The sequence below is a fragment of the Macrococcus bovicus genome, from assembly GCF_004359575.1.
Taxonomy (GTDB): domain Bacteria; phylum Bacillota; class Bacilli; order Staphylococcales; family Staphylococcaceae; genus Macrococcus; species Macrococcus bovicus.
The window spans coordinates 229,812-254,147 of sequence record NZ_SCWF01000001.1 but is presented as its reverse complement, the minus strand read 5'-3'; the positions used below and the strand labels follow the sequence as shown (position 1 = coordinate 254,147).

The following is a 24,336-nucleotide window of genomic DNA, read 5'->3' as shown; positions in this document are numbered from 1 at the left end:
CTTTTGTCATCGATTGATAGTTATCTTTGATATTTAAGGGTAGAAGTAAATGTATATTATTTTATAGGAGGGTTTAGAGATGGCTTATGATTTTAAAGACCACGGCAAACAGCCTGTAGTTGAGAACATTGAAGGTATGACACTTGAAAACGACAACTTCCGTACGACTATCTGGACGGGAGATAAACTTCAGGTCACATTGATGACGATTCAACCTGGCGATGATATCGGGCTTGAGATTCATCATGGTATTGAACAGTTCTTGAGAATTGAGCTAGGGGAAGGTCTATGTCAGATGGGACCAAGTGAAGACAACCTGAACTTTGAGCGTGAAGTGAAGGCAGATGATATCATTATTGTGCCTGCTGATACGTGGCATAATGTGACGAATAAAGGTGACGAACCGATTAAACTTTATTCTATCTATGCAGGGCCTGACCATGAACCTGGTACTGTCCATAAAACACATGAAGATGCTGAAAACGATCCAAATGAACAGTGATTTTAGACAGACTTAAAAGTTTGTCTTTTTATTTTCTATATGAGGTTATATTGTCAGAAGGTGGGTATTGATTAAGAAAACAAAAAGGAGATTTGCATATGACAGTTGATAATGATGTACTCTACAAATATTTAGACAGTGTGTCCAAAGAAGGCCGCTTTGATTCTGTGAATAATGACTATGATGAAGCGGAACTGGATTATTTATTCGACGAAGATTTAGTGGAAGGTGATAAAGCAGACTTCCAGTTAAATGGTGCTTATAGTATCGACGAAATGAAAGATCTCAAACTGACGCAGCAAGGCCAGGCGATGCTTGAAAAGCTTGAGAACAGATGGTGATTTTTCGGACTTCATAAAAAGTCCGTTTTTTTGTTGCGTAAATATTTTATCTGTGCTATTATAGATAAAGTGTTCATCAGAATTATATATGCGGATGTAGTTAAATGTTATAATACCAGTCTTCCTGGCTGGAGTCATTGGTTCAATTCCAGTCATCCGCTTACCGTCCCGGGCTACTGGGACTTTTTTTATGTCAATTTTTTGATTCAAATAGAAATGTGCTAAAATAGGGATGGATAAACATAACTTTAGGAGGAAACATATTTGTCTAACGAATTAAGATGTATCGGCTGCGGCGCTGTTCTTCAGAGTGAAGATCCGAATCAGGCGGGCTATGTGCCGAAATCTAGTCTCAATAAAGAGGATGTCATCTGCAGGCGCTGCTTCAGACTGAAGCATTACAACGAGATTCAAGATGTCAATATGTCGAGTGACGACTTTCTGACGATGCTGAATGCCCTCAGTGACCGTGAAGGTATCATCGTCAATGTCATTGATGTCTTTGATTTTCAAGGGTCATGGATCAGCGGCTTGAAACGCATTGTCGGGCAGAAAAAAGTCATTCTGGCGGCCAACAAGATCGATTTACTGCCTAAGCTGATCAATAAGAAGCGTGTAGAGAACTGGATCAAACACCTGGCAAAAGAACTGGGTATGAAGCCGGATGCAGTGGTGCTGATTTCGGCTGAGAAGAACCATGGCATAGATGAATTGCTTCAAGTGATTGAAGAGGAGCGTAACGGCCAGGATGTCTATATCGTCGGGACGACAAACGTCGGCAAATCAACACTGATCAATAAGCTGATTGAACGCAGTATCGGTGAGAAAAATGTCATTACGACTTCACATTTTCCGGGTACGACACTTGATTTAATCGATATCCCTCTAGGTGATGGTACGTTTATGTATGATACACCGGGTATCATACAGTCTCACCAGATGACGCATTACGTCACTGACGACGAATTAAAAGTCATCATGCCAAAAGAAGAGATCAAGCCGCGTAACTTCCAGCTGAATGAAGGGCAGACCCTCTTCCTGGGTGGTTTAGTACGCGTGGATTATGTGTCGGGTGGCAGACGCAGCTTGAATTGTTTTGTCTCCAATCGTCTGAATATTCACCGGACGAAGCGTGTGAATGCAGAAGATCTATGGCATCGTCAGATAGGGGAGCTTTTGACACCGCCGGGAAACAAGACATTTGATTTTAACAACCTTAAAAGACATACATTATCTGTGAAAGAGCAGAAGCAGGATATCATCATATCAGGACTCGGTTTTATCACTGTTGAAGAAGGGGCCGTGCTTGAAGTTTATGCCCCTAAACAAGTGGATGTCTATTTAAGACCGAGCATCTTATAGGGATGACGATGAATTTTGCCGTTATCGGCCACCCGATCAGCCATTCCTTATCCCCTGTGATGCATCATGCTAATTTCAGGTCGCTTGGACTCGATTATTCCTATCTGGCACTTGATATCCATCCGAATCATTTCCATCACATCCGTGATATCATGACGGCTAAGGAGATGGATGGTTTTAATGTGACAATCCCGTTCAAGACCGCTATCATGGATTATCTGGATGAAGTAGATGCTGATGCGCTGAAAATGGGTGCCGTCAATACGGTTAAAATTACCGGGGATAAGTGGACAGGCTACAATACAGACGCATCCGGCTTTATTGAAAGTCTGCCGCTACATGATTATCGCCATGTCCTGTTGATTGGAGCGGGAGGCGCCAGCAGAGCGATCGCTCAAGGATTTGCGGCCAGAGGAGCGGAGGTCACTGTAGCCAACCGCAGCCCTGAACGTCTGGATGACTGGCCGTTTGATGTAAACAAGATCACATTGCAGGATATTGAGCGATATGCAGACCGAACGGATTTACTGGTCAATACCACACCGGTCGGCATGACCGGCTTTAAAGATGAGGTGCTTTACGACTTCAGTTCAGTGCATCCGGATGCAGTGGTTGCAGACATCATCTATACACCGAGCAAGACGCCTTTTCTCGCGCTCGCTGACAGTCTCGGGCTGACCACGATCAATGGACTGGGGATGTTCGTCAACCAGGGCGCACAGAGCTTTAAAATCTGGACAGGTCTAGAAGCAGATCGAGCGGCTATGACCGAATGTGTGAAGAATCATTTATAGGAGGAACGATATGTTAACAGGTAAACAAAAACGTTATTTACGCGGAGAAGCCCACCATCTTGATCCGATCTTCCAGATCGGTAAAGGAGGCATCAATGACAATCTGATTGAACAGCTGAACGAAGTGCTGGAGAAGAGAGAGTTGATTAAAGTCAGCATTCTTCAGAATAATGATGATGAAAAAGAGGAGCTGGCTGAAGAGGTGGCGCGCCGCGTACACGGCGACCTCGTCCAGTTGATCGGTTCGACGATTATTCTGTATAAGCCTTCTAAAAACCACAAGAAAATTGAACTGCCGCGATGATCATACTATACGGCGGGACGTTCGACCCTCTGCACATCGGTCATCTCGTGGTGGCGAATGAGGTGCATGCGGCCTTCAGGCCAGACCGGTTTATTTTTATGCCGGCCGCGCACAGTCCGTTGAAATCACGGCATGCTGTTGCGACAGACGAGGAGAGACTGAAGATGCTGACCCTTGGCATCGCTGGACTGGGTTTTGGCGAGGTGTCGACATTCGAGCTGGAGCGCAGAGGGCAGAGCTATACGTATGATACTGTAAAGTATCTGGCAGAAAGTGATCCGGATATCTATGTCGTCATCGGCACTGATCAGTACGATCAGCTGCACAACTGGTACCGCATAGATGAACTGCATCAGATGTGCACATTTATAGTGGTGAATCGTTCAGTTGAGTATCAGCAGGTCGAAGAGGCAGTGAGCTTCCATATTCCGCGAATTGATGTCAGCTCTACCGAGATCAGAACGCGTCTTGCTGCAGGTAAGACCGTGAAGTTCTGGCTCACTGAAGACATTGAGTCGTATGTGCGAAAGGAACGTATCTATGAAAAAGAAAAAAGCGATTAAAATAGTTGAAGAAAAATTGCCGAAAAAACGTTTTGAGCATTCCCTGCGAGTCGCTGAAACAGCCGTGAAGATGGCTGGAATTTTTGGCGGTGATGCTGAACGGGTTGAAATTGCAGGTATTCTGCACGACTATGCAAAATATGATGAGCTGTCAAAACTATATCAGAAAGTGACGAAATATGAGCTTGATAATACACTTTTAGCCTATAATTCCGAGATTCTGCATGGACCGGTCGGCGCAGCGATCATGAAAAATGAATTCGGGATAGAAGACGAAGAGATTTATCTTGCCATCTATCATCATACGACTGGACGTCCTCATATGACGCTCAGTGAAAAAATCATTTTTGTGGCTGATTATATCGAACCGGGGCGGACACAGCCCGGCGTTGATGACATCAGAAAGATGATCTTTGATGAGCAGAAACTTGATAAAGCAATCTATGAAATCTCAAAACGAACAGTCTTATATTTGGCGGAAGCCGATCACGTGATCTATCCGCTGACGATAGATTGCCTGAATTACTATAACCTCGAAAAATAACTTAAAAGGATGGATTGAATGGATTCAAAACAATTACTTGAACTCGCATTTAAAGCGTGTGACGATAAAAAGGCAGAGGAAATCATCGGTATTGATGTCAAGGAGATCAGTGGCATCACTGATTACTACGTCATCTGCCATGCCAATTCTGACCGCCAGGTACAGGCGATTGCAAGAGAAGTGAAGGAACAGGCAGAAAAAGCAGGGATTGAGGTAGGCAAGCTTGAAGGCTTCAACGAGGCGCAGTGGATACTTGTAGACCTGGATGATGTTGTAGTCCATATCTTCCACCGCGATGAACGAAGCTACTATAACTTGGAGCGTCTGTATCGTGATGCAGAGTTCATCACCTACGAAGCATGACATACGAGGCATTTGCAGTTCTCTATGATGAACTGATGTATGACCAGCCGTATGACCAGTGGATTGAGGTGACAGCCCCTTATCTGAAGGGAAAGCATTCCATACTTGACCTTGCATGTGGCACGGGTTCTTTTACGACACTGCTGCCGAAACAGCTGGAACGTGTCGGTGTGGATCTGAGTGAGGACATGTTGACAGTGGCCCAGACTAAAGACCCATCCATTCAGTGGCTGGTGCAGGATATGACAGCACTTGAACTGGACCGGACGTTTGACGTCATCACCTGTTTCTGCGACAGCCTGAATTATGTCACAGCGGAAGAAGAGCTGAATGTACTTTTCAGCCGGCTCTATAACCATCTTGAGGAAGACGGTGTATTTCTCTTTGATGTCCATTCGGTCTGGAAGATGACTCATCTGTTCAACGGACAGACTTACAGTGACGAGACGGACCGTGTGACTTATTTGTGGCAGACAGTGCCAGGCGAAGAGGAGCACAGTGTCTATCACGATATGAGTTTCTTCATGCTGGAAGAAGACGGTAAGTATCGACGTTTTGATGAATCACACTATCAGCGGACCTTTGAGCCGGAAGATTATCGAACGCTGCTAGAAAACAATGGTTTTACAGTTGAGAAGGTCTTTGCGGACTTTAAGCCGGATGAAGCAGTACCACATGATGCTGAAAGAATCTTTTATGTTGCACGTAAAAAACGTGAAAGATAATTTTTATTGTGACAGAAAAAATAAAATGATGACATCTCTCCGATTATTAAGGGGAGGTGTTTTTTTGTGGAAAAAATTCATGAACTGCTGATGACGCATAAAATGAAGCTGGGTATATGCCTCATTATACTGATGGCGGTCCTATTCATCTATCTGTCGTCCGCTAAGAAACCGGTAGAGCCGCTCGAGTCCCTGGCAGAGGAGAAACCGGCTGTCGAAAAAGTCGTGACCACTGAAGGACCTGACAAGGAACTGATCGTTGATATAAAAGGGGCGGTCAAGCATCCGGGGGTCTATCCTTCGCGAGAAAATCAGCGCGTCAACGATGTCATCGTCCTGGCTCAGCCAAGAGAAAATGCAGACCTTGAAGCGGTGAACTTGTCGATGCTGTTGACGGATCAGATGGTGATTTACGTCCCTTTTAAAGGTGAGGTCAAAGAGGAGAAGTTTGCGATGTATCACACTGAAGCAGGAAGCGGTCAAGGCCCTGAGAGCAAGGTGATCAATATCAATAAGGCGACTGAGACAGAGCTGCAGGAGATCCCGGGCATTGGACCGAAGAAAGCGGCCGACATCCTGCTTTACCGGGAGCAGCATGGGGGTTTCAAGTCGAAGGAAGAGATGAAGGAGATCAAGGGGATCGGAGACAAGACTTATATGACACTTGAACCGTTCATCGAATTGTGATTGCCAGAGCAGGATTCATTCCCTTACAATGAGACTATTGGAGGGATCATTGTGGAAAGAATTAAATGGCAGGATTATTTTATGGCGCAGAGCCAGCTACTCGCTTTACGTTCAACATGCAATAGATTAAGCGTGGGTGCGACCATCGTCAAGGAAAATAGGATGATTGCGGGCGGCTATAACGGGTCAGTTGCAGGTGAAGCACACTGCACGGATGTCGGTTGTTATCTTGAGGAAGGACACTGTATCAGAACAGTCCATGCCGAAATGAATGCGCTGCTGCAGTGCGCAAAATTAGGTGTCTCAACGGCAGGCGCTGAAATTTATGTCACGCATTTTCCGTGTATTCACTGCACGAAGTCTCTGATACAAGCAGGTATCAGCAAGATCTCCTATGCCATCGATTATAAGAACCATCCGTATGCAATAGAATTATTGCAGAAATCAGGTGTCCAAGTGGAGAAAATACCGTTTGATGCGAGGAAAGTAGCGGATTATTTTAAAATGATCGAATAAGAAGGAGGATACATGTGGTTTAATCTGGCTGTCGCCGCCTGCTGCGGTATACTGTTTCGGTCTGCGCCGTTAAGCGCATGTATCTTGTTTCTGCTCGTCATCTGTCATAGCTACCGGAAACAAAGGTTGGTCTATGTGATAGGCCTGTTTGGTGTGAGTCTCTTTTTCTATTTCTATACTTCTGCAGAAGCGGCACCAGATTTTGACTGGACGGATACTGAAAGAGGCACCATGACTTCACTGTTGTCATTTACCGACGACCAGAATGTCGATGGTGATTATTTTTCCGGGGTTGCTCTTATAGAGGATCAGCCGGTGAGGTTCAGTTATCATATTAAGTCTGAAAGTGAGCACAAGCAGCTGCTCAGCAGAATGCCTTATTTCAGGGCCTGCTCAGCTTCAGTTGAACTCAGACAGCCCTTACCGAACACCAATGGCCTGAAATTCGACTATGCCGCTTTTTTAAAGCGGCAGGGCATCCGCTATCAGGCGACAGTTAAACAGATAGACTGGTTATCCTGCAGGGAGAGAACGCTGGGTATAGTGGATAAGCTGAAGCTTTACCGTGTTCAGCTTGCCGATCACATGATGCAAAGTGGTCGCTATAATATGCGTTACGTTGTTGCGCTGACCTTGGGCGATACCCGGTATCTTGCAGCAGATGAGCTTGCGCAGCTGAAAGTTCTGGGTATTTATCATCTCTATGCAATCAGCGGCTCTCATGTAGCGTTGATCAGTGTCCAGCTCTTCTTCCTGCTGAAACGGTTCTACCTTCCTCTTCACTGGTGTACAGCTGCCATGTTCATCATCATCCCGATGTATACGGTACTGACCGGACTGTCGCCTTCTGTCATCAGGTCATCGCTTTTTATTCTGATTTATATGGCACTGAAAAGATATGGTCTTACCCTGCTGGATGCGCTGTCATTATCCTTTCTGCTTTTTCTTCTTTTTGAACCGACCGCTATCTTTGATATCGGATTTCAGCTGTCCTATTTCATCTCTTTTACCCTGATTTTTACGAGCAATCTTTATCAGGATAGGCGGCCGATTTCTCTGCTTGTGCTGACCTGCTTGATTTCTCAGCTCGCAAGTATCCCGATTCTCCTCCTCAACTTCAACAGTTTTCAGATAATAGGTTTAGTCACTAATCTTCTTTTTATCCCTTTCTTCACTGCTGTCATGTTTCCGCTTTGTACGAGTATCCTGCTGTGGATGATGCTTATGCATTCACTGCCTGACTGGTTTGATAGCTTGTTGGCGTTTGCTTTTTTCATAAACGACGCACTGATTGATGTTTTCAGTCTTATTCATCTTCCTGATATCATTCTGGCGAATCAGCGGGCTGAGGTCTATGTCATACTGACCCTGATCATTTTCTTTGTGCTATCGAGACTCGAGTTCACAGTCATCCGGTTTTTGGGCGGAGCAGCCATGCTGTTATTGCTCCTCTATGGCATCAGTGCCCTGCAGCCGCATGCGGAAGGGGTGACCTTTATCGACGTGGGACAAGGTGACAGCTCGATCGTCGAAAGCGGCGGGCAGTTACTTGTGACAGATACAGGTGGACGGATGGAAATGATGAGAGAGAAGTGGCAGAAGCGGCGAAAAGAGAGTGACGCTGTCGCCTTTCATTTACACGGCGTGCTTAAGGAAAAGGGCTACCCTAAAATAGATTATTTACTACTTACTCATCCGGATGCCGATCATTTCGGTGAGGCAGTTAACCTTTTAAGATTAATACATGTGGACTATCTGATATTAAATACAGAGGCGCCCGGTCACGATAAATATGCCGAACTGCTTGCGCTGGCGAAGGAAAGCGGCACACAGATCATCCATGCTGGACAACTTGATAAACTGCAAGTCGGCCAGGCGGTAGTGGAGCTCCTGAATACAGAAGGTCCGTTCAGCGATGAAAATGACAGCAGTATTATCACGCGCGTGACACTAGGACGTCGCTACTTACTGATGGGAGATGCACCGGCAGAAAAAGAGAGGTCGTTAATGGGTCAACTCTGCAGTGAACAAATAGATGTGCTGAAAGTGGGCCACCATGGCAGCAAAACGAGCACATCAGATGAACTGCTGGAGTGCCTTAAACCTGAATATGCCGTCATTTCAGCGGGCAGAAATAATCGTTTCGGTCATCCTCATGAGGAGGTGATGGCCAGACTGAATAAAAGCCGTGTGCATATTCTGAATACGCAGACAGATGGCAAGATAGAGTTTCTGGAGACGGTCCGAACAGCAAAAAGGCCATAAAAAAAAGACCGCTGGCGGTCTTTTATTTCGCTAAAAGATCAAAGATCTGAGCAATGATGTAGATAGCAGCAAATGCGCCGAATCCAGTACCCATTGCAAGGAGTGAATCTTTCACGTCATTGTTTTTAGATTGCACATCATGTTCAAAATGATTCATGTTATCAACCTCCATTTAGGTTAAGTATATGATATTTATGTGAAAAAAGCTATAATGAAATTAACATTCAGCAAGGGAGTTCTTAATTTGAGTGCGATTATAATCAATCATGGTGTTGTACCGGAGCTGGTGGCAGAGCGAACCGCTAAAATCGTCAGTGATTTACTGCCTGAGCAGGATGATTTTAATTTCTCCAAGTACGATTTACTGGAGACACCTATACAGACTATTATAGAGGATGCCATGACCATCCCGTTTCTCAGCGACAAAAAGGTCATTGTCGTCCAGAACAGCTATCTTTTTACCGGTGAGAAACCGCGAGTGACTGTCGAGCATCATATTGATGCGCTCGTCCAGTTTGTGGAACAGTTCACGGGGCCGAATGTCGTCATATTTGAAGTGAACAGTGAGAAGCTGGATGAACGTAAGAAAATCGTGAAAAACATGAAGAAGCTGCATGAAGTCAATAAAATAGAGGCAATGGACGAAATGGCCTTAAAGAAATGGGTCAAGCAAGAGATGAATCAACAGTTCAAAGATATCAAGCAGGATGCACTGGATGAACTGATTCAGCTCACTGGCGCCGACTACAAACTGGTGTCCAATGAGATGCATAAACTGTTGCTGTATATTGGGGACGATACCATTGTCACCAAGTCACATGTTGAAATGATTGTCTCCCGCAGTCTGGAGCAGAATGTCTTTCTGCTGACGGATTACATTACGACAAATCGGAAGAAAGAAGCGATCCTGCTGCTGAAAGATCTTGTCAATATGAAGGAAGAGCCGATTAAACTTCTGGCGCTTATCACCGGGCAGTATCGACTCTTTTATCAGACTAAGATACTGAGTCAGAAAGGTTTCAGTGAGGCACAGATGGCCAAGCAGCTGAAAATTCATCCGTACAGAGTGAAGCTTGCTCTCCGCAAAGTATCACGCCTTAATTTAAGCGATATCCTCAAGGTGATTGATCGCTGTGCTGAAACAGATTATCAGCTTAAATCCTCTTATATGGACAAAGTCCTTATTCTAGAACTGTTCATTTTAGGCATATAAAAAAAGCCCGCGGAAGCGGGCTTTCATTATTAGTTAGAACGCATAACTTGTGATTTTAAACGGTCAGCTTTGTTAGAATGGATTAAGTTGCTTTTCGCAGCTTTATCAATCTTTTTAACAGCAGTGTTCACTAAATCCTGTTTGTTATCAGCGTTGTTTTCGATAGCAGCTTTTGCGTTTTTGATAGCAGTACGCATATCATTCTTTTGAGAGATATTAGCATCTTGAGCTTTTTGACTAGTCGTCACGCGTTTAATAGCAGATTTGATGTTTGGCATGATGTCACCTCCTAAAAATATTACACCTACGTGTTTTCATTGCAACAAGAAATATTTTATCAAAATACAGGAGGCATTGCAATCGTTAATTTAAAACTGATTGAAGTAGCCTTCTATACTTGATATAATCATAATTATTGAATAGAAAAGAAAGTTGGTTCTCTGAATGAACAATGAAGAACGTTTAAAAAGACAGAATAAGATCAGGAATTTCTCCATCATTGCCCATATCGACCATGGGAAGTCCACGCTTGCGGACCGTATCCTTGAGAATACTAAATCCGTTGCATCACGTGAAATGAAATCACAGCTGCTTGATTCCATGGATTTAGAGCGCGAAAGAGGTATCACCATTAAACTGAATGCGGTCCAGCTGAACTATACTGCTAAAGACGGCGAAACGTATATTTTCCATCTGATTGATACACCCGGACACGTCGATTTCACTTATGAGGTTTCACGAAGCTTGGCTGCCTGTGAAGGTGCCATTCTCGTGGTGGATGCCGCTCAAGGGATAGAAGCACAGACGTTAGCCAACGTTTATCTTGCCCTGGATAACGATCTTGAACTGATTCCGGTGATCAATAAGATCGATCTGCCGGCAGCAGAGCCTGAACGTGTCAAGCAGGAGATAGAGGACGTCATCGGGTTGGATGCTTCTGACGCCGTACTCGCTTCAGCAAAAGCTAATATCGGTATCGATGAGATTCTGGAGCAGATTGTAGAACTGGTACCGCCACCGACCGGTGATCCGGAAGCGCCTCTGAAAGCGCTGATTTTTGACAGTGCGTTTGATGCATACCGCGGCGTTATTTCATCTATCCGTATCATCGATGGTACAGTCAAAGCCGGTGATAAAATCCGTATGATGGCGACCGGTAAGGAATTTGAAGTCGTCGAAGTCGGCATCAATACCCCTAAACAGCTGCCGGTCGCAGAACTGACGGTCGGAGATGTAGGCTATATCACAGCGTCCATTAAAAATGTCGGTGACTCACGCGTCGGTGATACCATCACGCTTGCGAACAATCCGGCACCAGAGCCGCTGCAGGGCTATAAGAAGATGAATCCGATGGTCTTCTGCGGTATCTATCCGATCGATACAAGTAAGTACAACGATCTGCGCGAGGCGCTGGAGAAGCTGCAGCTGAATGATGCCTCCCTTGAATTTGAGGCTGAAACGTCACAGGCACTCGGCTTCGGTTTCCGCGTCGGCTTCCTCGGCCTTCTTCATATGGAGATCATTCAGGAGCGTATTGAACGTGAGTTCGGTATTGAACTGATTGCGACAGCACCGTCCGTTATCTACAAATGTGTGATGACAGACGGCAGTGAAGTCATTGTTGATAATCCGTCTAAGATGCCTGACCCTCAGAAGATTGACAAGATCTTTGAACCTTATGTCAAGGCAAGTATCATGGTGCCGAACGATTATGTCGGTGCTGTCATGGAGCTCTGCCAGAAGAAGCGGGGTAACTTCAAGACGATGGATTACCTCGACGATATCCGTGTCAATATCATCTATGAGCTGCCGCTGTCCGAAATTGTCTTTGATTTCTTCGATCAGTTGAAATCAAATACGAAGGGCTATGCGTCATTTGACTATGAGCTGATCGGTTATCAGGAAAGTCGTCTCGTTAAGATGGATATTCTATTGAACGGTGATACGGTCGATGCACTCAGCTTTATTGTGCATCGTGATTTCGCTTATGATCGCGGTAAGGTCATCGTTGAAAAGCTGAAGACCCTGATCCCGCGTCAACAGTTCGAAGTACCGGTACAGGCTGCGATCGGTCAGAAAATTATTGCACGTACTAACATTAAATCGATCGGGAAGAACGTGCTCGCAAAATGTTACGGTGGTGACATCAGCCGTAAACGTAAACTGCTGGAAAAACAAAAAGCAGGTAAAGCGAAGATGAAAGCTGTCGGATCTGTTGAAATTCCGCAGGAGGCATTCCTCGCTGTCCTGAAAATGGATGAAGAATAAAAGTGGCGTCAGCCACTTTTATTCGTGAAAGGAGTTATGATGACGAGTCTTTATATTCATATCCCGTTCTGCAACCGTATCTGCACATACTGCGACTTCAATAAGTTCCTCATCAAGAACCAGCCGGTTGATGTTTATATCGACTGTCTGATAAAGGAACTGAAGGAGATCCCGGGAAATATCGACACCTTGTTCATCGGCGGGGGGACCCCGACTGCATTGAACGTAGAACAACTGGAACGGCTGCTGAGCTTCATCTCTCAGCATTTTAAGATTGCCCGTGAGTTTACCATGGAAGCGAACCCTGATGAGCTGACAGCAGATAAGATTCATATCATGAAACATTACCATGTCAACCGGCTCAGTCTCGGTGTACAGACATTCGATAATGACCTGTTGAAGCTGCTCGGACGCACGCACGTTGAAAGTGACATCAAAAAAGCGGTCGATACTGCGAAGTCCGCCGGAATAGAGTCGGTCAGCATCGATCTGATGTACCATCTGCCGACGCAGACCCTGCAGCAGGTCAAAGATGATTTAGAGCATGCGCTTGCCCTTGATATCAATCATATCTCGAGCTATTCACTCATCCTGGAACCGAAGACCCAGTTCTATAATCAGTACCGTAAAGGGATGCTGCAGCTGCCGGATGAGACGCTCGCTGCGGAAATGTATGATTATACGATCAGGCGTCTGGCGCAGTCTGATTTCAAGCAGTATGAGATTTCTAACTTCGCAAAAGAAGGTCATGAGTCCGCACATAATAAAGTCTACTGGCAGAATAAGGAATACTACGGCGCCGGGGCCGGCAGTCACGGCTATGTCAACGGCAGCCGCTACTATAATATTGCACCTGTCCCGCATTATATCAAAGCGATGACAAGAGGAAATGCGGTCAAAGAAAGACATCAGGTGACGCTTGAGGAGTCCATGGAGGAATTCATGTTCCTCGGCCTGCGCATGAATGAGGGCGTATCCAGAGCGGACTTCTTTGAGCGCTACGCCACCCAGATAGAGGACGTGTTTGGTGATGTGCTGTCACAGCTGGAGGAGAAGGGTCATCTGATACTGACAGGAGATAAAATTGCCATGACACCTGAAGGGCGTATGGTCGGTAATGATGTATTTGAACAATTTCTACTTTCTATCTAGAAGGTAGATTTTTTTATCTTCAAACTGAAGTGTTTTACATTGACATACTTTGACCAATTTGATAAATTATTATTAGCACTTCGGATACAAGAGTGCTAAAGAGGTGAAACATGCTCACTAACAGACAAAAGATTTTATTGAACACTTTGGTTGAAGATTTTGTTGAAAGTGGTGTGCCTGTAGGTTCACGTACCCTGATGAATAAACATCAGCTGACCATCAGTTCAGCGACCATCCGTGCTGAGATGAAGAAGCTTGAAGAACAGGGCTTTATTGAAAAGACCCATATTTCTTCAGGCCGCATCCCTTCAATTGAAGGCTATAAACACTATATCAGCACCTTGCAGACTGAACATGCTGCAAGCACCTTCAGTCATAAGAACTTTGATGAGCTTGCGGATAAAGTGGCTGCTGCTACGCATTATTTTGCTGTTGTGACCGGCTATCATAAAGCCAGAAAAATAGCAGCGATCCATCTGGCTGCCGTCGCTCATTCATTGCTGATTGTATTGATTTACAGTGACGGTGAAGTTGAGCATGAGCAGCTGGGCTGGCACAGTCCGTTATCAGCGGAAGAACTGCTAGAACTCAACCAGTATTTTAATGCCATGCTTCATCATGAGAACAATACGTTTACACCACTTAACAAGCAGCTTGTATCGATGGTAAATCATTATGTCAACAGACGACTCGATAAGCCTGATCCAGTGATTCATAAGGCAGGGCAGGAGTTTCTGTTTGATGCGGTCCCGAAAGACTTGGACGGTGTCCGAGATTTGATGTCTTACATCGAATCGGATCTGTTCATTGCCAAGCTTATTAGTATGAATGACGATTTGATTAATGTTAAGATAGGACAGGAAATCGATGATAAGCTTAATCATGTCTCACTCGTCACTAAACCGGTTCAGACTGAAGAAGTGGACGGACGGGTTGCTGTAATCGGACCTATTAAAATGAGCTATCGGAAAGTTTTTGAGGGACTTAGCGCACTCTAAGGAGGATATTGAATGACGGAAGAGAAAAACGTCCAGGAAGAAACAGTTCCTGAAGAAGAAGTAACTGCTGAAGCGCCTGTCGACACGACACCGATCGATGTTGACGGTGACGGTCTGGAGCAAAAGGTAGCAGATCTGGAAGCGGCGCTCGCAGCTAGTGAAGAAAAATATTTAAGATTATACGCTGAGTTTGACAACTATAAGAAACGGACGCGTACGGAACTTGAAACGGAGAAAACCTATCGTTCTCAGGCAGTACTGCGTGATGTGATTCCGACGCTTGATAATATCGAGCGTGCACTTGCTCAGAAGAGTGAGGATGAAACACTGATCAAAGGTGTGCAGATGGTATATGACAACTTAGTCAGTGCCCTGAAGGAACATGGGCTTGAAACAATCGAAGCACAGGATCAGCCTTTTGATCCGAACTTCCATCAGGCAGTCATGCAGGAAAAAGATGATTCTAAAGAATCAGGCATTGTGCTGGATGAACTGCAAAAAGGCTATAAATTAAAAGAACGTGTCTTAAGACCGTCAATGGTTAAAGTCAACGAATAATATAAACTGGAGGAATTCTAAATGAGTAAAGTAATCGGTATTGACTTAGGAACAACAAATTCATGTGTAGCTGTACTTGAAGGCGGAGAACCGAAAGTAATCGCTAACCCTGAAGGCAACCGCACAACTCCATCTGTTGTGGCATTCAAAAACGGTGAAACTCAGATCGGTGAAGTGGCGAAACGTCAGGCTATCACTAACCCAAATACAATCATCTCCATCAAACGTGAGATGGGTACTGACCACAAAGTGGAAGTGGATGGCAAACAATATTCACCGCAGGAAATCTCAGCGATGATTCTGCAGAACTTAAAAGCGACAGCTGAAGCCTACCTCGGCGAAACAGTTTCTAAAGCGGTCATCACAGTGCCGGCTTACTTCAATGATGCAGAACGTCAGGCGACTAAGGATGCAGGTAAAATCGCTGGTTTAGAAGTTGAACGTATTATCAATGAACCGACAGCAGCAGCACTTGCGTACGGCTTAGATAAAACAGACAAAGACCAGAAAATCCTTGTCTTTGACTTAGGTGGCGGTACATTTGACGTCTCTATCCTTGAACTGGGTGATGGTGTATTCGAAGTCCTTTCAACAGCGGGTGATAACAGACTCGGTGGGGATGATTTTGACCAGGTGATTATCGACTTCTTAGTAGAAGAATTCAAGAAAGAAAACGGCTTAGATCTGTCTAAAGATAAAATGGCGATGCAACGTCTGAAAGATGCTGCTGAAAAAGCGAAAAAAGACTTATCAGGTGTCTCTTCAACGCAAATTTCATTACCATTCATTTCAGCGGGAGAAGCAGGTCCTCTTCACCTTGAAGTGACACTATCCCGTGCTAAATTTGAAGACTTATCTCGCAACCTAGTGGAAAAAACGATGGGCCCTACTCGTCAGGCATTAAAAGATGCGTCATTATCAGCATCTGATATCGATGAAGTGATTCTTGTCGGCGGTTCTACGCGTATTCCAGCGGTTCAGGAAGCAATCAAAAAAGAACTGAATAAAGAACCGAATAAAGGCGTTAACCCGGATGAGGTTGTAGCGATGGGTGCTGCCATCCAAGGTGGCGTTATCACAGGTGACGTTAAAGACATCGTTCTTCTTGATGTGACCCCATTATCACTTGGTATTGAAACGATGGGCGGTGTATCGACTGTTCTGATTGAACGTAACACAACGATCCCGACTTCAAAATCACAAGTATTCTCTACAGCAGCTGATAATCAGCCGGCAGTAGATGTCCACGTTCTCCAAGGGGAACGTCAGATGGCAGCGGACAACAAAACACTCGGTCGCTTCCAGCTGACTGATATTCCACCGGCACCACGCGGTGTACCGCAAATCCAAGTGACATTTGATATCGATAAAAATGGTATCGTTAATGTAACTGCTAAAGATTTAGGCACTCAGAAAGAACAGAAAATCACGATTCAGTCATCTTCAGCGTTATCAGATGAAGAGATCGACCGTATGGTGAAAGATGCTGAAGCGAACGCAGAAGCAGATAAAAAACGCCGTGAAGAAATCGATACACGTAACGAAGCGGATCAGATGGTCTTCACTGTAGAAAAAACATTAAAAGACCTTGAAGGTAAAGTGGACGATGCTGAGAAAGAAAAAGCAGAAGCTGCGAAAGAAGAACTGAAGAAAGCCCTTGAAGGTAATGACATCGAAGACATCAAAACGAAAAAAGATGCGCTGAATGAAATCATTCAGGCTTTATCAATGAAGCTGTATGAACAGATGGCTCAAGAGCAACAGGCTCAGGGTGAAGCAGCACCTCAGGATGATGTAATGGATGCTGATTTTACAGAAGTAAAAGATGACGATAAAAAATAATAGCTGCCTCTAAAAAGTCAAAGTCAATTTATTGACTTTGACTTTTTCTGTAACAGCGGAAAAGGAGAATGACGAGTGGCAAAAAGAGATTATTATGAAGTGCTGGGATTATCAAAAGGCGCTTCAAAAGATGAAATAAAAAAAGCATACAGAAAACTGTCTAAAAAATATCATCCGGATATCAACAAAGAAGAAGGCGCAGACGAGAAGTTCAAGGAACTTTCAGAAGCCTATGAAGTGTTAAGCGATGACCAGAAGAAGGCGCAGTATGACCAGTTCGGTCATGCTGGCATGGGTCAGGGCGCAGGTTTCGGCGGCGCGGACTTCGGTGGCGGCTTCGGCGGCTTTGAAGATATTTTCAGCTCATTCTTCGGCGGCGGTGCCAGACGTGATCCAAATGCACCGAGAAAAGGGAATGACCTGCAATACCAGATGGACATCGATTTTAAAGAGGCTGTCTTCGGTGCGAATAAAGAAATTAAAGTCCGTAAAGAAGTCGTGTGTGACACATGTGACGGCTCTGGTGCGAAGCCGGGTACTGAAGTAAAACGCTGCTCGACATGTCACGGGCGCGGTCAGGTCGGCGTCGAACAGGAGACACCGTTCGGCCGTATCCGGACAGAGCGACCTTGTCCGGACTGTCAGGGAACAGGTAAGGAATACGAGGAGAGATGTACGGACTGCCGCGGTACCGGCGTAAAAGTAAAAGACGTCACAATCGATGTCACTATTCCTGCCGGCGTTGACAACGGTCAGCAGGTACGTGTAGCAGGACAAGGGGAGCCAGGTATCAACGGCGGACCAGCCGGAGATCTCTATGTCGTCTTCCGGGTAGCTGAACATCCTGACTTTGACCGTGACGGCGATGATATCTTCTATAATCTTAAACTATCATTTGCACAGGCTGCGCTCGGTGATGAGATTGAAGTACCGACCTTAGACAGCCGCGTCAAGCTGACGATTCCTGCTGGAACACAGACAGGGAAACGCTTCCGTCTGAAAGACAAAGGGGTGCAGAATGTCCACGGCTACGGCAAAGGAGACCTTTACGTCACGGTGACTGTTGTAACACCTACGAAGATGACAGACCATCAGATTGAACTGCTGCGTGAATTCGCTGAAATTGATGGTGAAGAGCTGAATGAACAGAATGATAATTTCTTCGAAAAAACAAGACGCTTCTTCAGAGGAGAATAAACATGGATTATAAAGAAATCACGCTGATGATCAATCATGAAGTCGAGCCTTTTATTGCAGAGATTCTCAATGAACTGGGTGCAAACGGGGTCGTCATCGAAGATAGTCTGGAGCTGCAGAAAGGGCGGATTGAAACGTTCGGTGAAATCTATGAACTGAATCCGGCAGATTATCCTGAGCAAGATGTGCGGGTCAAATGCTACTACAGTGAATATGATTACAAGGATGAGCTGCTTTCTGACATAGAGAAGGCCGTGAGAGCCTTGCAGGATGTAGAAGTGACACGTTTTGAAATAGAGACGGCTGATATTAAGGACGAGGACTGGGAGAATGAATGGAAGAATCATTTTCATGCATTCAAGGCCTCTGAACGCTTTACGGTTGTGCCGAGCTGGGAAGATTATCAGCCGGCAGATGACGAAGAGATCATTCATTTAGATCCGGGTATGGCTTTCGGTACAGGCGATCATGCGACGACTTCTATGTGTCTGCGGCTTGTTGAGGAATATGTGAAGCCTGGTATGTCCGTAATCGATGTCGGTACGGGTTCAGGTATCTTAAGTATCGCCGCACATCGTATGGGTGCAGCACCTATTCGTGCGGTTGACCTCGATAAAGTCGCGGTGAGAGTCGCTGAGGAGAACTTTAGAATCAATCACTGCGCTGACGCGATCGAGACCGATACCGGCAATCTTCTGGTCGGTGAAACAGAGAAACGTGATGTCGTCATCGCTAACATCCTCGCCCATATTGTTGATTTAATGATAGATGATGCCTTTACGCTCTTAAATGACGAAGGACTCTTCATTGCGTCAGGCATCATTGAGGAAAAAGAACAGATGATTACTGAGCATATGACTGAAGCAGGCTTTTCAATCAGAACAATCAGACGCGAAAAAGGCTGGGTAGCCATCCTCGCAGAGAAGGCCTAGCCATGCAGCGTTATTTTCTGGAGGAGTCGGCTGAAGCAGGCAGAACATTTGTCATCGATGCAAAAGAGGATGTCCACCATATTAAAAATGTGATGAGGCAGCAGCCAGGAGACGCACTGGTCATTAACTTTACGGACGGCACCTATCAAGCCACGATAGAGGAACTGTCGGAGAAAGTGTGGGTGCGGGTCACTGAGAAACTTGAACTTGATACAGAGCTTCCGGTTCATATCACAATAGCCAGCGGTCTTCTCAAAAATGATAAATATGAATGGATGCTGCAGAAAGCGACCGAATTAGGGGCGAGCCAGTTCCTGCCGTTTCAAGGCGAATTTTCTGTCGTCAGATGGGATGCGAAAAAAGCGGATAAAAAGCTTGAACGTTACCGTAAAATTATTAAAGAAGCAGCTGAACAGAGTTACCGTCAGCAGCTGCCGGTTATCGAGTTCACGTCTCAGCTGGCCGAGTTAAACGGCCGGTTTGATCATCTGATCATCGCGTATGAAGAAAGTGCGAAGCATCATGAGCAGCAAGCGTTCAAGCAGGCTGTCAGCCGGTTCCGTCGAGGTGACCGTGTGCTTCTGGTCTTCGGACCTGAAGGCGGTCTGAGCCCGAAGGAAGTGGCGATGCTTGAAGGTATAACGGCCGGTCTCGGTCCCCGGATTCTGCGGGCTGAAACAGCGCCGCTTTATGCACTATCAGCCATCAGTTACCATATGGAGCTACTGGATTAAAAGGCAGGATTCAGCTGAGTCCTGTCTTTTCTGGTGTCGGCCACTTGATTTTCAGCGGAGAAAAATAGTAAAATGTTAAGGTTATCGAAAAGCCGAGTGATAAATAGAAATTTGAAATAAAGAGGTGGACATTATGTCAACAGTTGCATTCCATACATTGGGCTGTAAAGTGAATCATTATGAGACAGAAGCCATCTGGCAGCTCTTCAAGGATGACGGTTATGACCGTGTAGATTTTGAGACAAATGCCGATGTCTATGTCATCAATACGTGTACTGTAACGAATACAGGCGATAAAAAAAGCCGGCAGGTCATCCGTCGTGCAATCCGTCGTAATCCAGATGCAGTCATCTGTGTAACAGGGTGTTATGCTCAGACATCACCCGCAGAAATTATGGACATTCCCGGTGTCGATATCGTCGTAGGCACACAGGACCGCCATAAAATGCTGCCTTATATCGAGGAGTTCAAGACAGCACGTCAGCCGATCAACGGCGTGACCAATATTATGAAGAATCGGACATATGAAGAACTTGATGTCCCTTATTTTACAGACAGAACACGTGCATCCCTTAAGATTCAGGAAGGGTGCAATAACTTCTGTACCTTCTGTATCATCCCATGGGCCCGCGGTCTCATGCGTTCCCGTGATCCGAAGGAAGTCGTCAGACAAGCAAGCCAGCTTGTGGATGCCGGCTATCAGGAGATTGTTTTGACAGGGATTCATACCGGCGGCTACGGGGAAGATCTGAAGAACTACAATCTCGCGCAGCTGCTGCGTGACCTTGAACAGATTGAAGGTCTGAAACGTATTCGGATCTCCTCTATTGAAGCGAGTCAGCTGACAGATGAGGTCATTGATGTCATTGATCAGAGTGAGAAAGTCGTGCGTCATCTGCATATCCCGCTTCAATCAGGCAGTGACACCGTCCTGAAACGGATGCGCCGGAAGTATACGATGGCTCATTTCTCTGAGCGGCTGCAGAAGCTCCATGCCATTATGCCAGGACTCGCTGTGACGAGTGATGTGATTGTCGGCTTCCCGGGAGAGACTGAGGAAGAATTCATGGAAACCTATCGCTTCATTGAATCGCATAAATTCTCTGAACTGCATGTCTTTCCCTATTCAATGCGTACCGGAACTCCGGCAGCCCGCATGACGGACCAGATTGATGAAGACATTAAAAATAACCGTGTCCATCAGCTGATCAGCTTATCCGATCAGCTTGCTAAAGAATATGCAAGCAAGTTTGAAGGGGAAGTACTGGAAGTCATTCCGGAGGAAAAAGGTTCGGCTGATGGTCAGCTCATCGGTTATACAGATAATTATCTCAAAGTTCAGTTCGAAGGCAGCGAAACACTGATCGGTGAGCTGGTTAAAGTGAAGATCACGGAGGCGGGTTATCCCGTGAATCACGGTCAGTTTGTCAAGGTCATGCCGAAGGTGCAGACTGTCGCAGCAGCTGGCAGATAAATTCACTATTGACCAGTTAAAACGAGTATATTATAATATTTGAGTACATAGTTATCTATGTTTAATTAGTTCCGCTGATATTTGGAGGGAGGGAAATTTAATGTCTAAAACAGTTGTTCGTAAAAACGAATCTATTGAAGATGCTTTACGTCGTTTCAAACGTACAGTTTCTAAAAGTGGTACGATTCAAGATGCTCGTAAACACGAATTCTACGAAAAACCAAGTGTTAAACGTAAAAAGAAATCAGAAGCTGCACGTAAACGTAAATTCAAATAATATTTGATCTCCCTCAAATATTATCTATAGATAAGCACAGGCTGACGCCTGTGCTTTTTTGTTACCTTAAAATTTTCTTAAATTTTGTTGTAATTGTTATAAGATACTTCCACATCATGTATAATAAGGGCAAGGAGGTGGCTTTTTGTCGTTCACATCATATGAGATGATACTTCTGATATTGATGGTTGTCATTTTTTTATCGGCTGTTGCTCAGTTGTTTTCATCCAGACTCTCTGCTGCTGGCATCATCCTGCTCTTCGCATGTGCAGGATTTGTCATCATGACAGGAATGACCGGTGAGCTGGAAATGATCTCAGTGATCCTGTTTGTCACAGGTGTCATTTTAATGATACTGGAGTTATTTGTGATTGGTGCTGTTCTGGGGATATTGGGAGCACTCATGGTCTTCAGCAGTTTCCTCCTCATCGGCGAAGATATTTCAATGATGGCAGTTTTCCTCGCAGTCAGTCTGGCATCAGCATTATTGGAGTGGATAGTGATGGTCAAATTTTTTGGTAAATCTATTCCGCTCTTCAGAAACGTAATACTGACGGATTCAACGTCAAAGGAAGCAGGCTATTCCTCACATGATGACAGAAGTCACCTTGTAGGTCAGATTGCGCTGACGATGACACCGCTGAGACCGTCTGGCATTATAACTTTTGAAGGCAAGCGGATAGACGCAGTCAGTGAAGGGTCCTTCATCGACGAAGACCGGGAAGTCAGAATTATTTTAGTCGAAGGGACCCGAGTTGTCGTTAGAGCATTATAGTAGAAGGAGTGTTTAGAATGGAATGGATAGCATTGCTTATTATTTTGGGACTTGTTTTAGTGTTCCTGATGGTATTGTTCACCTTTGTTCCTGTCGGTCTGTGGATTTCAGCCCTGGCAGCAGGCGTTAAAGTCGGTATCGGGACGCTGGTCGGTATGCGGTTACGGCGTGTATCTCCGCGTCGTGTCATTGACCCGCTGATTAAAGCGCATAAAGCCGGTCTGCACTTAACGACCAATCAGCTTGAGTCCCACTATTTAGCGGGTGGGAATGTGGACCGCGTGGTCGACGCGATTATTGCAGCGCAACGTGCCGACATCAACCTGCCTTTTGAAAGAGGCGCGGCGATTGACCTTGCCGGCCGTGACGTACTGGAGGCAGTCCAGATGTCGGTTAACCCTAAAGTGATTGAAACACCCTTTATCGCCGGTGTGGCCATGAACGGGATTGAAGTGAAAGCGAAAGCTAGAATCACAGTACGGGCTAATATTGAAAGACTCGTCGGTGGAGCGGGGGAAGAGACAATCGTCGCCCGTGTCGGTGAAGGGATCGTCTCTACCATCGGCTCAAGTCAGTCCCATACTTCAGTACTTGAAAATCCGGATATGATCTCGCAGACGGTCCTGGGGAAGGGACTGGACTCCGGTACGGCCTTTGAAATTCTGTCAATCGATATAGCGGATGTCGATATCGGCAAGAATATCGGTGCTGACCTGCAGACAGAGCAGGCGATGGCAGACAAGAACATCGCTCAGGCTAAAGCAGAGGAACGCCGTGCAATGGCTGTCGCTCAGGAGCAGGAGATGAAAGCCCGCGTCCAGGAAATGCGCGCGAAAGTAGTGGAGGCGGAAGCAGAAGTACCGCTTGCGATGGCTAAGGCACTGCAGGAAGGCAATATCGGAGTCATGGATTACTATAACCTGAAAAATATCGAATCAGATACAGGGATGCGCAACGCCATCAACAAGTTGACGGATCAAGGTGAGCAGACGCCACCTAGAAAGTAGGTGGACGCGATGTCAATAGGAACGATTATTTTCATCATCGGGATTATTATCACAATCGGCCAGTCAGTCGTAGAGAAGATGGGCAAGAAGGAAGACGTCAAGCCTGTCATCAGTAAACTGCAGGACTTTGAACAGCGCGTGCAGCAGAACATCCATAAGCAATCTGAGACGTATCAGGCTGCTCAGAGGAGGGCTCAGGAAGTCATTCAAGAAGTTTCTCCGGCGAGTGGACTCCGCCAGACGAAGAGTCAAGCAGCGAGACCGAGAAAGGTCGATCAGGTTGAAAAAGTGCTGACTGATACACATCTGACCCCACAACAGAAAGCACATCGGTTAGAAGCGATCAAAAGCCAGGATCTGACGGAGCCGGATAACTTTAAGTTTGAGATAACGAATGAAAATCTGGTCCATAGTCTCATCATGGCTGAACTGTTAGCACCACCTAAATCGAAAAGGTAAGAGAGCATTCGCTCTCTTTTTTTGTGCTAAAATGGAGAAAAGAGGTGAGCATATGAAATTTCAGAGCCAGGGCAATCCGTTGTTTTATGGTATCACTGTGATACTGATCTCTATGCTTGTATTTTATTATTTCATCAGTTCTTTTCCCATGTTCCTTTTCATTTTTCTTTTGACGGCGTTGTTAATTACCATGCTGCTGAGGGAATACTATATCATCAGCAGTGTACTGACCGTTCATAGAGGTATCGGCCGGATTCAGATCGATATCATGCAGATCGAAGTGCTCAATGTGGCTCTCTACGGCAGCCGGGTAGGTGTCGAAATCTGCTCGAAAGACGCTGATAAAATTGTGGTCTTTCCGGTTGAAACAGAACGTTTCGTCAAGCTGCTGCTGAAGCGTAATCCGAAGATCTATCTACAGAATCAGCAGAACATGGATGCGGTAAGATGCAACTTGTAGTCTGCTATGGTAAATTTAAAGTAA

The 24,336-nt window shown here is 45.4% G+C and carries 29 protein-coding genes and 1 tRNA gene; 28 read left to right on the top strand and 2 right to left on the bottom strand.

Annotated features, from left to right (window positions below):
• Positions 1-79: 79 nt before the first annotated feature.
• The 13 genes from ERX55_RS01460 (at position 80) to ERX55_RS01400 (ending at position 8,966) form a co-directional block, all read left to right on the top strand.
• On the top strand, positions 80-502 hold the full coding sequence (locus ERX55_RS01460) for a cupin domain-containing protein (RefSeq protein WP_133450801.1): 423 nt from the start codon (positions 80-82) through the stop codon (positions 500-502).
• 98 nt (positions 503-600) lie between these two features.
• Positions 601-843 (top strand): hypothetical protein, encoded by a 243-nt coding sequence (locus ERX55_RS01455; protein WP_133450800.1) that lies wholly within the window; start codon positions 601-603, stop codon positions 841-843.
• 90 nt (positions 844-933) lie between these two features.
• A tRNA-Gly gene (locus tag ERX55_RS01450) sits at positions 934-1,004 on the top strand.
• Between the two features lie 103 nt (positions 1,005-1,107).
• Positions 1,108-2,205: a ribosome biogenesis GTPase YqeH gene (yqeH, locus tag ERX55_RS01445; protein WP_133450799.1), complete on the top strand. Its 1,098-nt coding sequence runs from the start codon at positions 1,108-1,110 to the stop codon at positions 2,203-2,205.
• An 8-nt stretch (positions 2,206-2,213) separates the two neighbouring features.
• Entirely contained in the window at positions 2,214-2,999 is a 786-nt protein-coding gene (gene aroE, locus ERX55_RS01440; protein ID WP_133451058.1) for a shikimate dehydrogenase, read from the top strand.
• Positions 3,000-3,009: 10 nt separating this feature from the next.
• The gene (gene yhbY, locus ERX55_RS01435) at positions 3,010-3,303 is read left to right on the top strand and encodes a ribosome assembly RNA-binding protein YhbY (protein WP_133450798.1); all 294 of its coding nucleotides are present in this window, start codon (positions 3,010-3,012) and stop codon (positions 3,301-3,303) included.
• Positions 3,300-3,866, top strand: a complete 567-nt coding sequence (nadD, locus tag ERX55_RS01430; RefSeq protein WP_133450797.1) for a nicotinate-nucleotide adenylyltransferase — start codon at positions 3,300-3,302, stop codon at positions 3,864-3,866. Before yhbY ends, nadD begins: the two co-directional genes overlap by 4 nt.
• Positions 3,844-4,410, top strand: coding sequence for a bis(5'-nucleosyl)-tetraphosphatase (symmetrical) YqeK (gene yqeK, locus ERX55_RS01425; RefSeq protein WP_133450796.1), 567 nt, complete (start codon positions 3,844-3,846; stop codon positions 4,408-4,410). Before nadD ends, yqeK begins: the two co-directional genes overlap by 23 nt.
• A gap of 18 nt (positions 4,411-4,428) precedes the next feature.
• Entirely contained in the window at positions 4,429-4,773 is a 345-nt protein-coding gene (rsfS, locus tag ERX55_RS01420) for a ribosome silencing factor (RefSeq protein WP_133450795.1), read from the top strand.
• Positions 4,770-5,498, top strand: a complete 729-nt coding sequence (locus ERX55_RS01415) for a class I SAM-dependent DNA methyltransferase (protein ID WP_133450794.1) — start codon at positions 4,770-4,772, stop codon at positions 5,496-5,498. Before rsfS ends, ERX55_RS01415 begins: the two co-directional genes overlap by 4 nt.
• 66 nt (positions 5,499-5,564) lie before the next feature.
• Positions 5,565-6,185, top strand: a complete 621-nt coding sequence (locus tag ERX55_RS01410) for a helix-hairpin-helix domain-containing protein (RefSeq protein ID WP_133450793.1) — start codon at positions 5,565-5,567, stop codon at positions 6,183-6,185.
• A gap of 51 nt (positions 6,186-6,236) precedes the next feature.
• Positions 6,237-6,701, top strand: coding sequence for a ComE operon protein 2 (locus ERX55_RS01405; RefSeq protein WP_133450792.1), 465 nt, complete (start codon positions 6,237-6,239; stop codon positions 6,699-6,701).
• A gap of 12 nt (positions 6,702-6,713) precedes the next feature.
• Positions 6,714-8,966: a DNA internalization-related competence protein ComEC/Rec2 gene (locus ERX55_RS01400; RefSeq protein WP_133450791.1), complete on the top strand. Its 2,253-nt coding sequence runs from the start codon at positions 6,714-6,716 to the stop codon at positions 8,964-8,966.
• 22 nt (positions 8,967-8,988) lie between these two features.
• On the opposite strand, the gene ERX55_RS01395 is transcribed toward ERX55_RS01400, so the two are convergent.
• The gene (locus ERX55_RS01395) at positions 8,989-9,123 is read right to left on the bottom strand and encodes a YqzM family protein (protein WP_133450790.1); all 135 of its coding nucleotides are present in this window, start codon (positions 9,121-9,123) and stop codon (positions 8,989-8,991) included.
• A gap of 87 nt (positions 9,124-9,210) precedes the next feature.
• Between ERX55_RS01395 and holA the strand changes: the two genes are divergently transcribed.
• A complete protein-coding gene (holA, locus tag ERX55_RS01390; protein WP_243721424.1) occupies positions 9,211-10,179 on the top strand; it encodes a DNA polymerase III subunit delta in 969 nt (322 codons plus the stop codon).
• 29 nt (positions 10,180-10,208) lie between these two features.
• Here holA and rpsT read toward each other — a convergent pair whose 3' ends face one another.
• Positions 10,209-10,457 (bottom strand): 30S ribosomal protein S20, encoded by a 249-nt coding sequence (gene rpsT, locus ERX55_RS01385; protein WP_133450788.1) that lies wholly within the window; start codon positions 10,455-10,457, stop codon positions 10,209-10,211.
• A gap of 166 nt (positions 10,458-10,623) precedes the next feature.
• Here rpsT and lepA point away from each other — a divergent pair, with 166 nt between their 5' ends.
• The 14 genes from lepA to ERX55_RS01315 all read left to right on the top strand — a co-directional run bounded on the left by lepA (position 10,624) and on the right by ERX55_RS01315 (position 24,312).
• Positions 10,624-12,447: a translation elongation factor 4 gene (lepA, locus tag ERX55_RS01380; protein WP_133450787.1), complete on the top strand. Its 1,824-nt coding sequence runs from the start codon at positions 10,624-10,626 to the stop codon at positions 12,445-12,447.
• Positions 12,448-12,483: 36 nt separating this feature from the next.
• Positions 12,484-13,599: a radical SAM family heme chaperone HemW gene (hemW, locus tag ERX55_RS01375; RefSeq protein WP_243721423.1), complete on the top strand. Its 1,116-nt coding sequence runs from the start codon at positions 12,484-12,486 to the stop codon at positions 13,597-13,599.
• 110 nt (positions 13,600-13,709) lie between these two features.
• The gene (locus ERX55_RS01370) at positions 13,710-14,597 is read left to right on the top strand and encodes a hypothetical protein (protein WP_133450785.1); all 888 of its coding nucleotides are present in this window, start codon (positions 13,710-13,712) and stop codon (positions 14,595-14,597) included.
• Between the two features lie 12 nt (positions 14,598-14,609).
• Positions 14,610-15,155: a nucleotide exchange factor GrpE gene (gene grpE, locus ERX55_RS01365; protein WP_133450784.1), complete on the top strand. Its 546-nt coding sequence runs from the start codon at positions 14,610-14,612 to the stop codon at positions 15,153-15,155.
• Between the two features lie 21 nt (positions 15,156-15,176).
• Positions 15,177-16,997, top strand: a complete 1,821-nt coding sequence (gene dnaK / locus ERX55_RS01360) for a molecular chaperone DnaK (RefSeq protein ID WP_133450783.1) — start codon at positions 15,177-15,179, stop codon at positions 16,995-16,997.
• A gap of 75 nt (positions 16,998-17,072) precedes the next feature.
• Complete coding sequence (dnaJ, locus tag ERX55_RS01355; RefSeq protein ID WP_133450782.1) at positions 17,073-18,194, top strand: molecular chaperone DnaJ; 1,122 nt, start codon at positions 17,073-17,075, stop codon at positions 18,192-18,194.
• A 2-nt stretch (positions 18,195-18,196) separates the two neighbouring features.
• Positions 18,197-19,126 (top strand): 50S ribosomal protein L11 methyltransferase, encoded by a 930-nt coding sequence (prmA, locus tag ERX55_RS01350; RefSeq protein WP_133450781.1) that lies wholly within the window; start codon positions 18,197-18,199, stop codon positions 19,124-19,126.
• A gap of 2 nt (positions 19,127-19,128) precedes the next feature.
• A complete protein-coding gene (locus tag ERX55_RS01345; RefSeq protein ID WP_133450780.1) occupies positions 19,129-19,860 on the top strand; it encodes a 16S rRNA (uracil(1498)-N(3))-methyltransferase in 732 nt (243 codons plus the stop codon).
• Positions 19,861-19,993: 133 nt separating this feature from the next.
• The gene (gene mtaB, locus ERX55_RS01340; protein WP_133450779.1) at positions 19,994-21,334 is read left to right on the top strand and encodes a tRNA (N(6)-L-threonylcarbamoyladenosine(37)-C(2))-methylthiotransferase MtaB; all 1,341 of its coding nucleotides are present in this window, start codon (positions 19,994-19,996) and stop codon (positions 21,332-21,334) included.
• A 100-nt stretch (positions 21,335-21,434) separates the two neighbouring features.
• Entirely contained in the window at positions 21,435-21,611 is a 177-nt protein-coding gene (rpsU, locus tag ERX55_RS01335) for a 30S ribosomal protein S21 (RefSeq protein ID WP_133417242.1), read from the top strand.
• 145 nt (positions 21,612-21,756) lie between these two features.
• Positions 21,757-22,386, top strand: a complete 630-nt coding sequence (locus ERX55_RS01330) for an NfeD family protein (RefSeq protein ID WP_243721422.1) — start codon at positions 21,757-21,759, stop codon at positions 22,384-22,386.
• 17 nt (positions 22,387-22,403) lie between these two features.
• Positions 22,404-23,393, top strand: a complete 990-nt coding sequence (gene floA / locus ERX55_RS01325) for a flotillin-like protein FloA (RefSeq protein ID WP_133450778.1) — start codon at positions 22,404-22,406, stop codon at positions 23,391-23,393.
• 9 nt (positions 23,394-23,402) lie between these two features.
• A complete protein-coding gene (locus ERX55_RS01320; protein ID WP_133450777.1) occupies positions 23,403-23,852 on the top strand; it encodes a hypothetical protein in 450 nt (149 codons plus the stop codon).
• Positions 23,853-23,904: 52 nt separating this feature from the next.
• Positions 23,905-24,312, top strand: a complete 408-nt coding sequence (locus ERX55_RS01315; protein WP_165983674.1) for a PH domain-containing protein — start codon at positions 23,905-23,907, stop codon at positions 24,310-24,312.
• Positions 24,313-24,336: the final 24 nt, after the last annotated feature.

Bases quoted from the DNA above. Each gene is read 5' to 3' on its own strand.
- ERX55_RS01460 (WP_133450801.1), top strand. From the start codon at position 80: ATGGCTTATGATTTTAAAGACCACGGCAAACAGCCTGTAGTTGAGAAC.
- ERX55_RS01455 (WP_133450800.1), top strand. From the start codon at position 601: ATGACAGTTGATAATGATGTACTCTACAAATATTTAGACAGTGTGTCC.
- aroE (WP_133451058.1), top strand. From the start codon at position 2,214: ATGAATTTTGCCGTTATCGGCCACCCGATCAGCCATTCCTTATCCCCT.
- yhbY (WP_133450798.1), top strand. From the start codon at position 3,010: ATGTTAACAGGTAAACAAAAACGTTATTTACGCGGAGAAGCCCACCAT.
- nadD (WP_133450797.1), top strand. From the start codon at position 3,300: ATGATCATACTATACGGCGGGACGTTCGACCCTCTGCACATCGGTCAT.
- yqeK (WP_133450796.1), top strand. From the start codon at position 3,844: ATGAAAAAGAAAAAAGCGATTAAAATAGTTGAAGAAAAATTGCCGAAA.
- rsfS (WP_133450795.1), top strand. From the start codon at position 4,429: ATGGATTCAAAACAATTACTTGAACTCGCATTTAAAGCGTGTGACGAT.
- ERX55_RS01415 (WP_133450794.1), top strand. From the start codon at position 4,770: ATGACATACGAGGCATTTGCAGTTCTCTATGATGAACTGATGTATGAC.
- ERX55_RS01400 (WP_133450791.1), top strand. From the start codon at position 6,714: ATGTGGTTTAATCTGGCTGTCGCCGCCTGCTGCGGTATACTGTTTCGG.
- ERX55_RS01395 (WP_133450790.1), bottom strand. From the start codon at position 9,123: ATGAATCATTTTGAACATGATGTGCAATCTAAAAACAATGACGTGAAA.
- rpsT (WP_133450788.1), bottom strand. From the start codon at position 10,457: ATGCCAAACATCAAATCTGCTATTAAACGCGTGACGACTAGTCAAAAA.
- lepA (WP_133450787.1), top strand. From the start codon at position 10,624: ATGAACAATGAAGAACGTTTAAAAAGACAGAATAAGATCAGGAATTTC.
- hemW (WP_243721423.1), top strand. From the start codon at position 12,484: ATGATGACGAGTCTTTATATTCATATCCCGTTCTGCAACCGTATCTGC.
- ERX55_RS01370 (WP_133450785.1), top strand. From the start codon at position 13,710: ATGCTCACTAACAGACAAAAGATTTTATTGAACACTTTGGTTGAAGAT.
- grpE (WP_133450784.1), top strand. From the start codon at position 14,610: ATGACGGAAGAGAAAAACGTCCAGGAAGAAACAGTTCCTGAAGAAGAA.
- dnaK (WP_133450783.1), top strand. From the start codon at position 15,177: ATGAGTAAAGTAATCGGTATTGACTTAGGAACAACAAATTCATGTGTA.
- prmA (WP_133450781.1), top strand. From the start codon at position 18,197: ATGGATTATAAAGAAATCACGCTGATGATCAATCATGAAGTCGAGCCT.
- ERX55_RS01345 (WP_133450780.1), top strand. From the start codon at position 19,129: ATGCAGCGTTATTTTCTGGAGGAGTCGGCTGAAGCAGGCAGAACATTT.
- mtaB (WP_133450779.1), top strand. From the start codon at position 19,994: ATGTCAACAGTTGCATTCCATACATTGGGCTGTAAAGTGAATCATTAT.
- rpsU (WP_133417242.1), top strand. From the start codon at position 21,435: ATGTCTAAAACAGTTGTTCGTAAAAACGAATCTATTGAAGATGCTTTA.
- floA (WP_133450778.1), top strand. From the start codon at position 22,404: ATGGAATGGATAGCATTGCTTATTATTTTGGGACTTGTTTTAGTGTTC.
- ERX55_RS01320 (WP_133450777.1), top strand. From the start codon at position 23,403: ATGTCAATAGGAACGATTATTTTCATCATCGGGATTATTATCACAATC.
- ERX55_RS01315 (WP_165983674.1), top strand. From the start codon at position 23,905: ATGAAATTTCAGAGCCAGGGCAATCCGTTGTTTTATGGTATCACTGTG.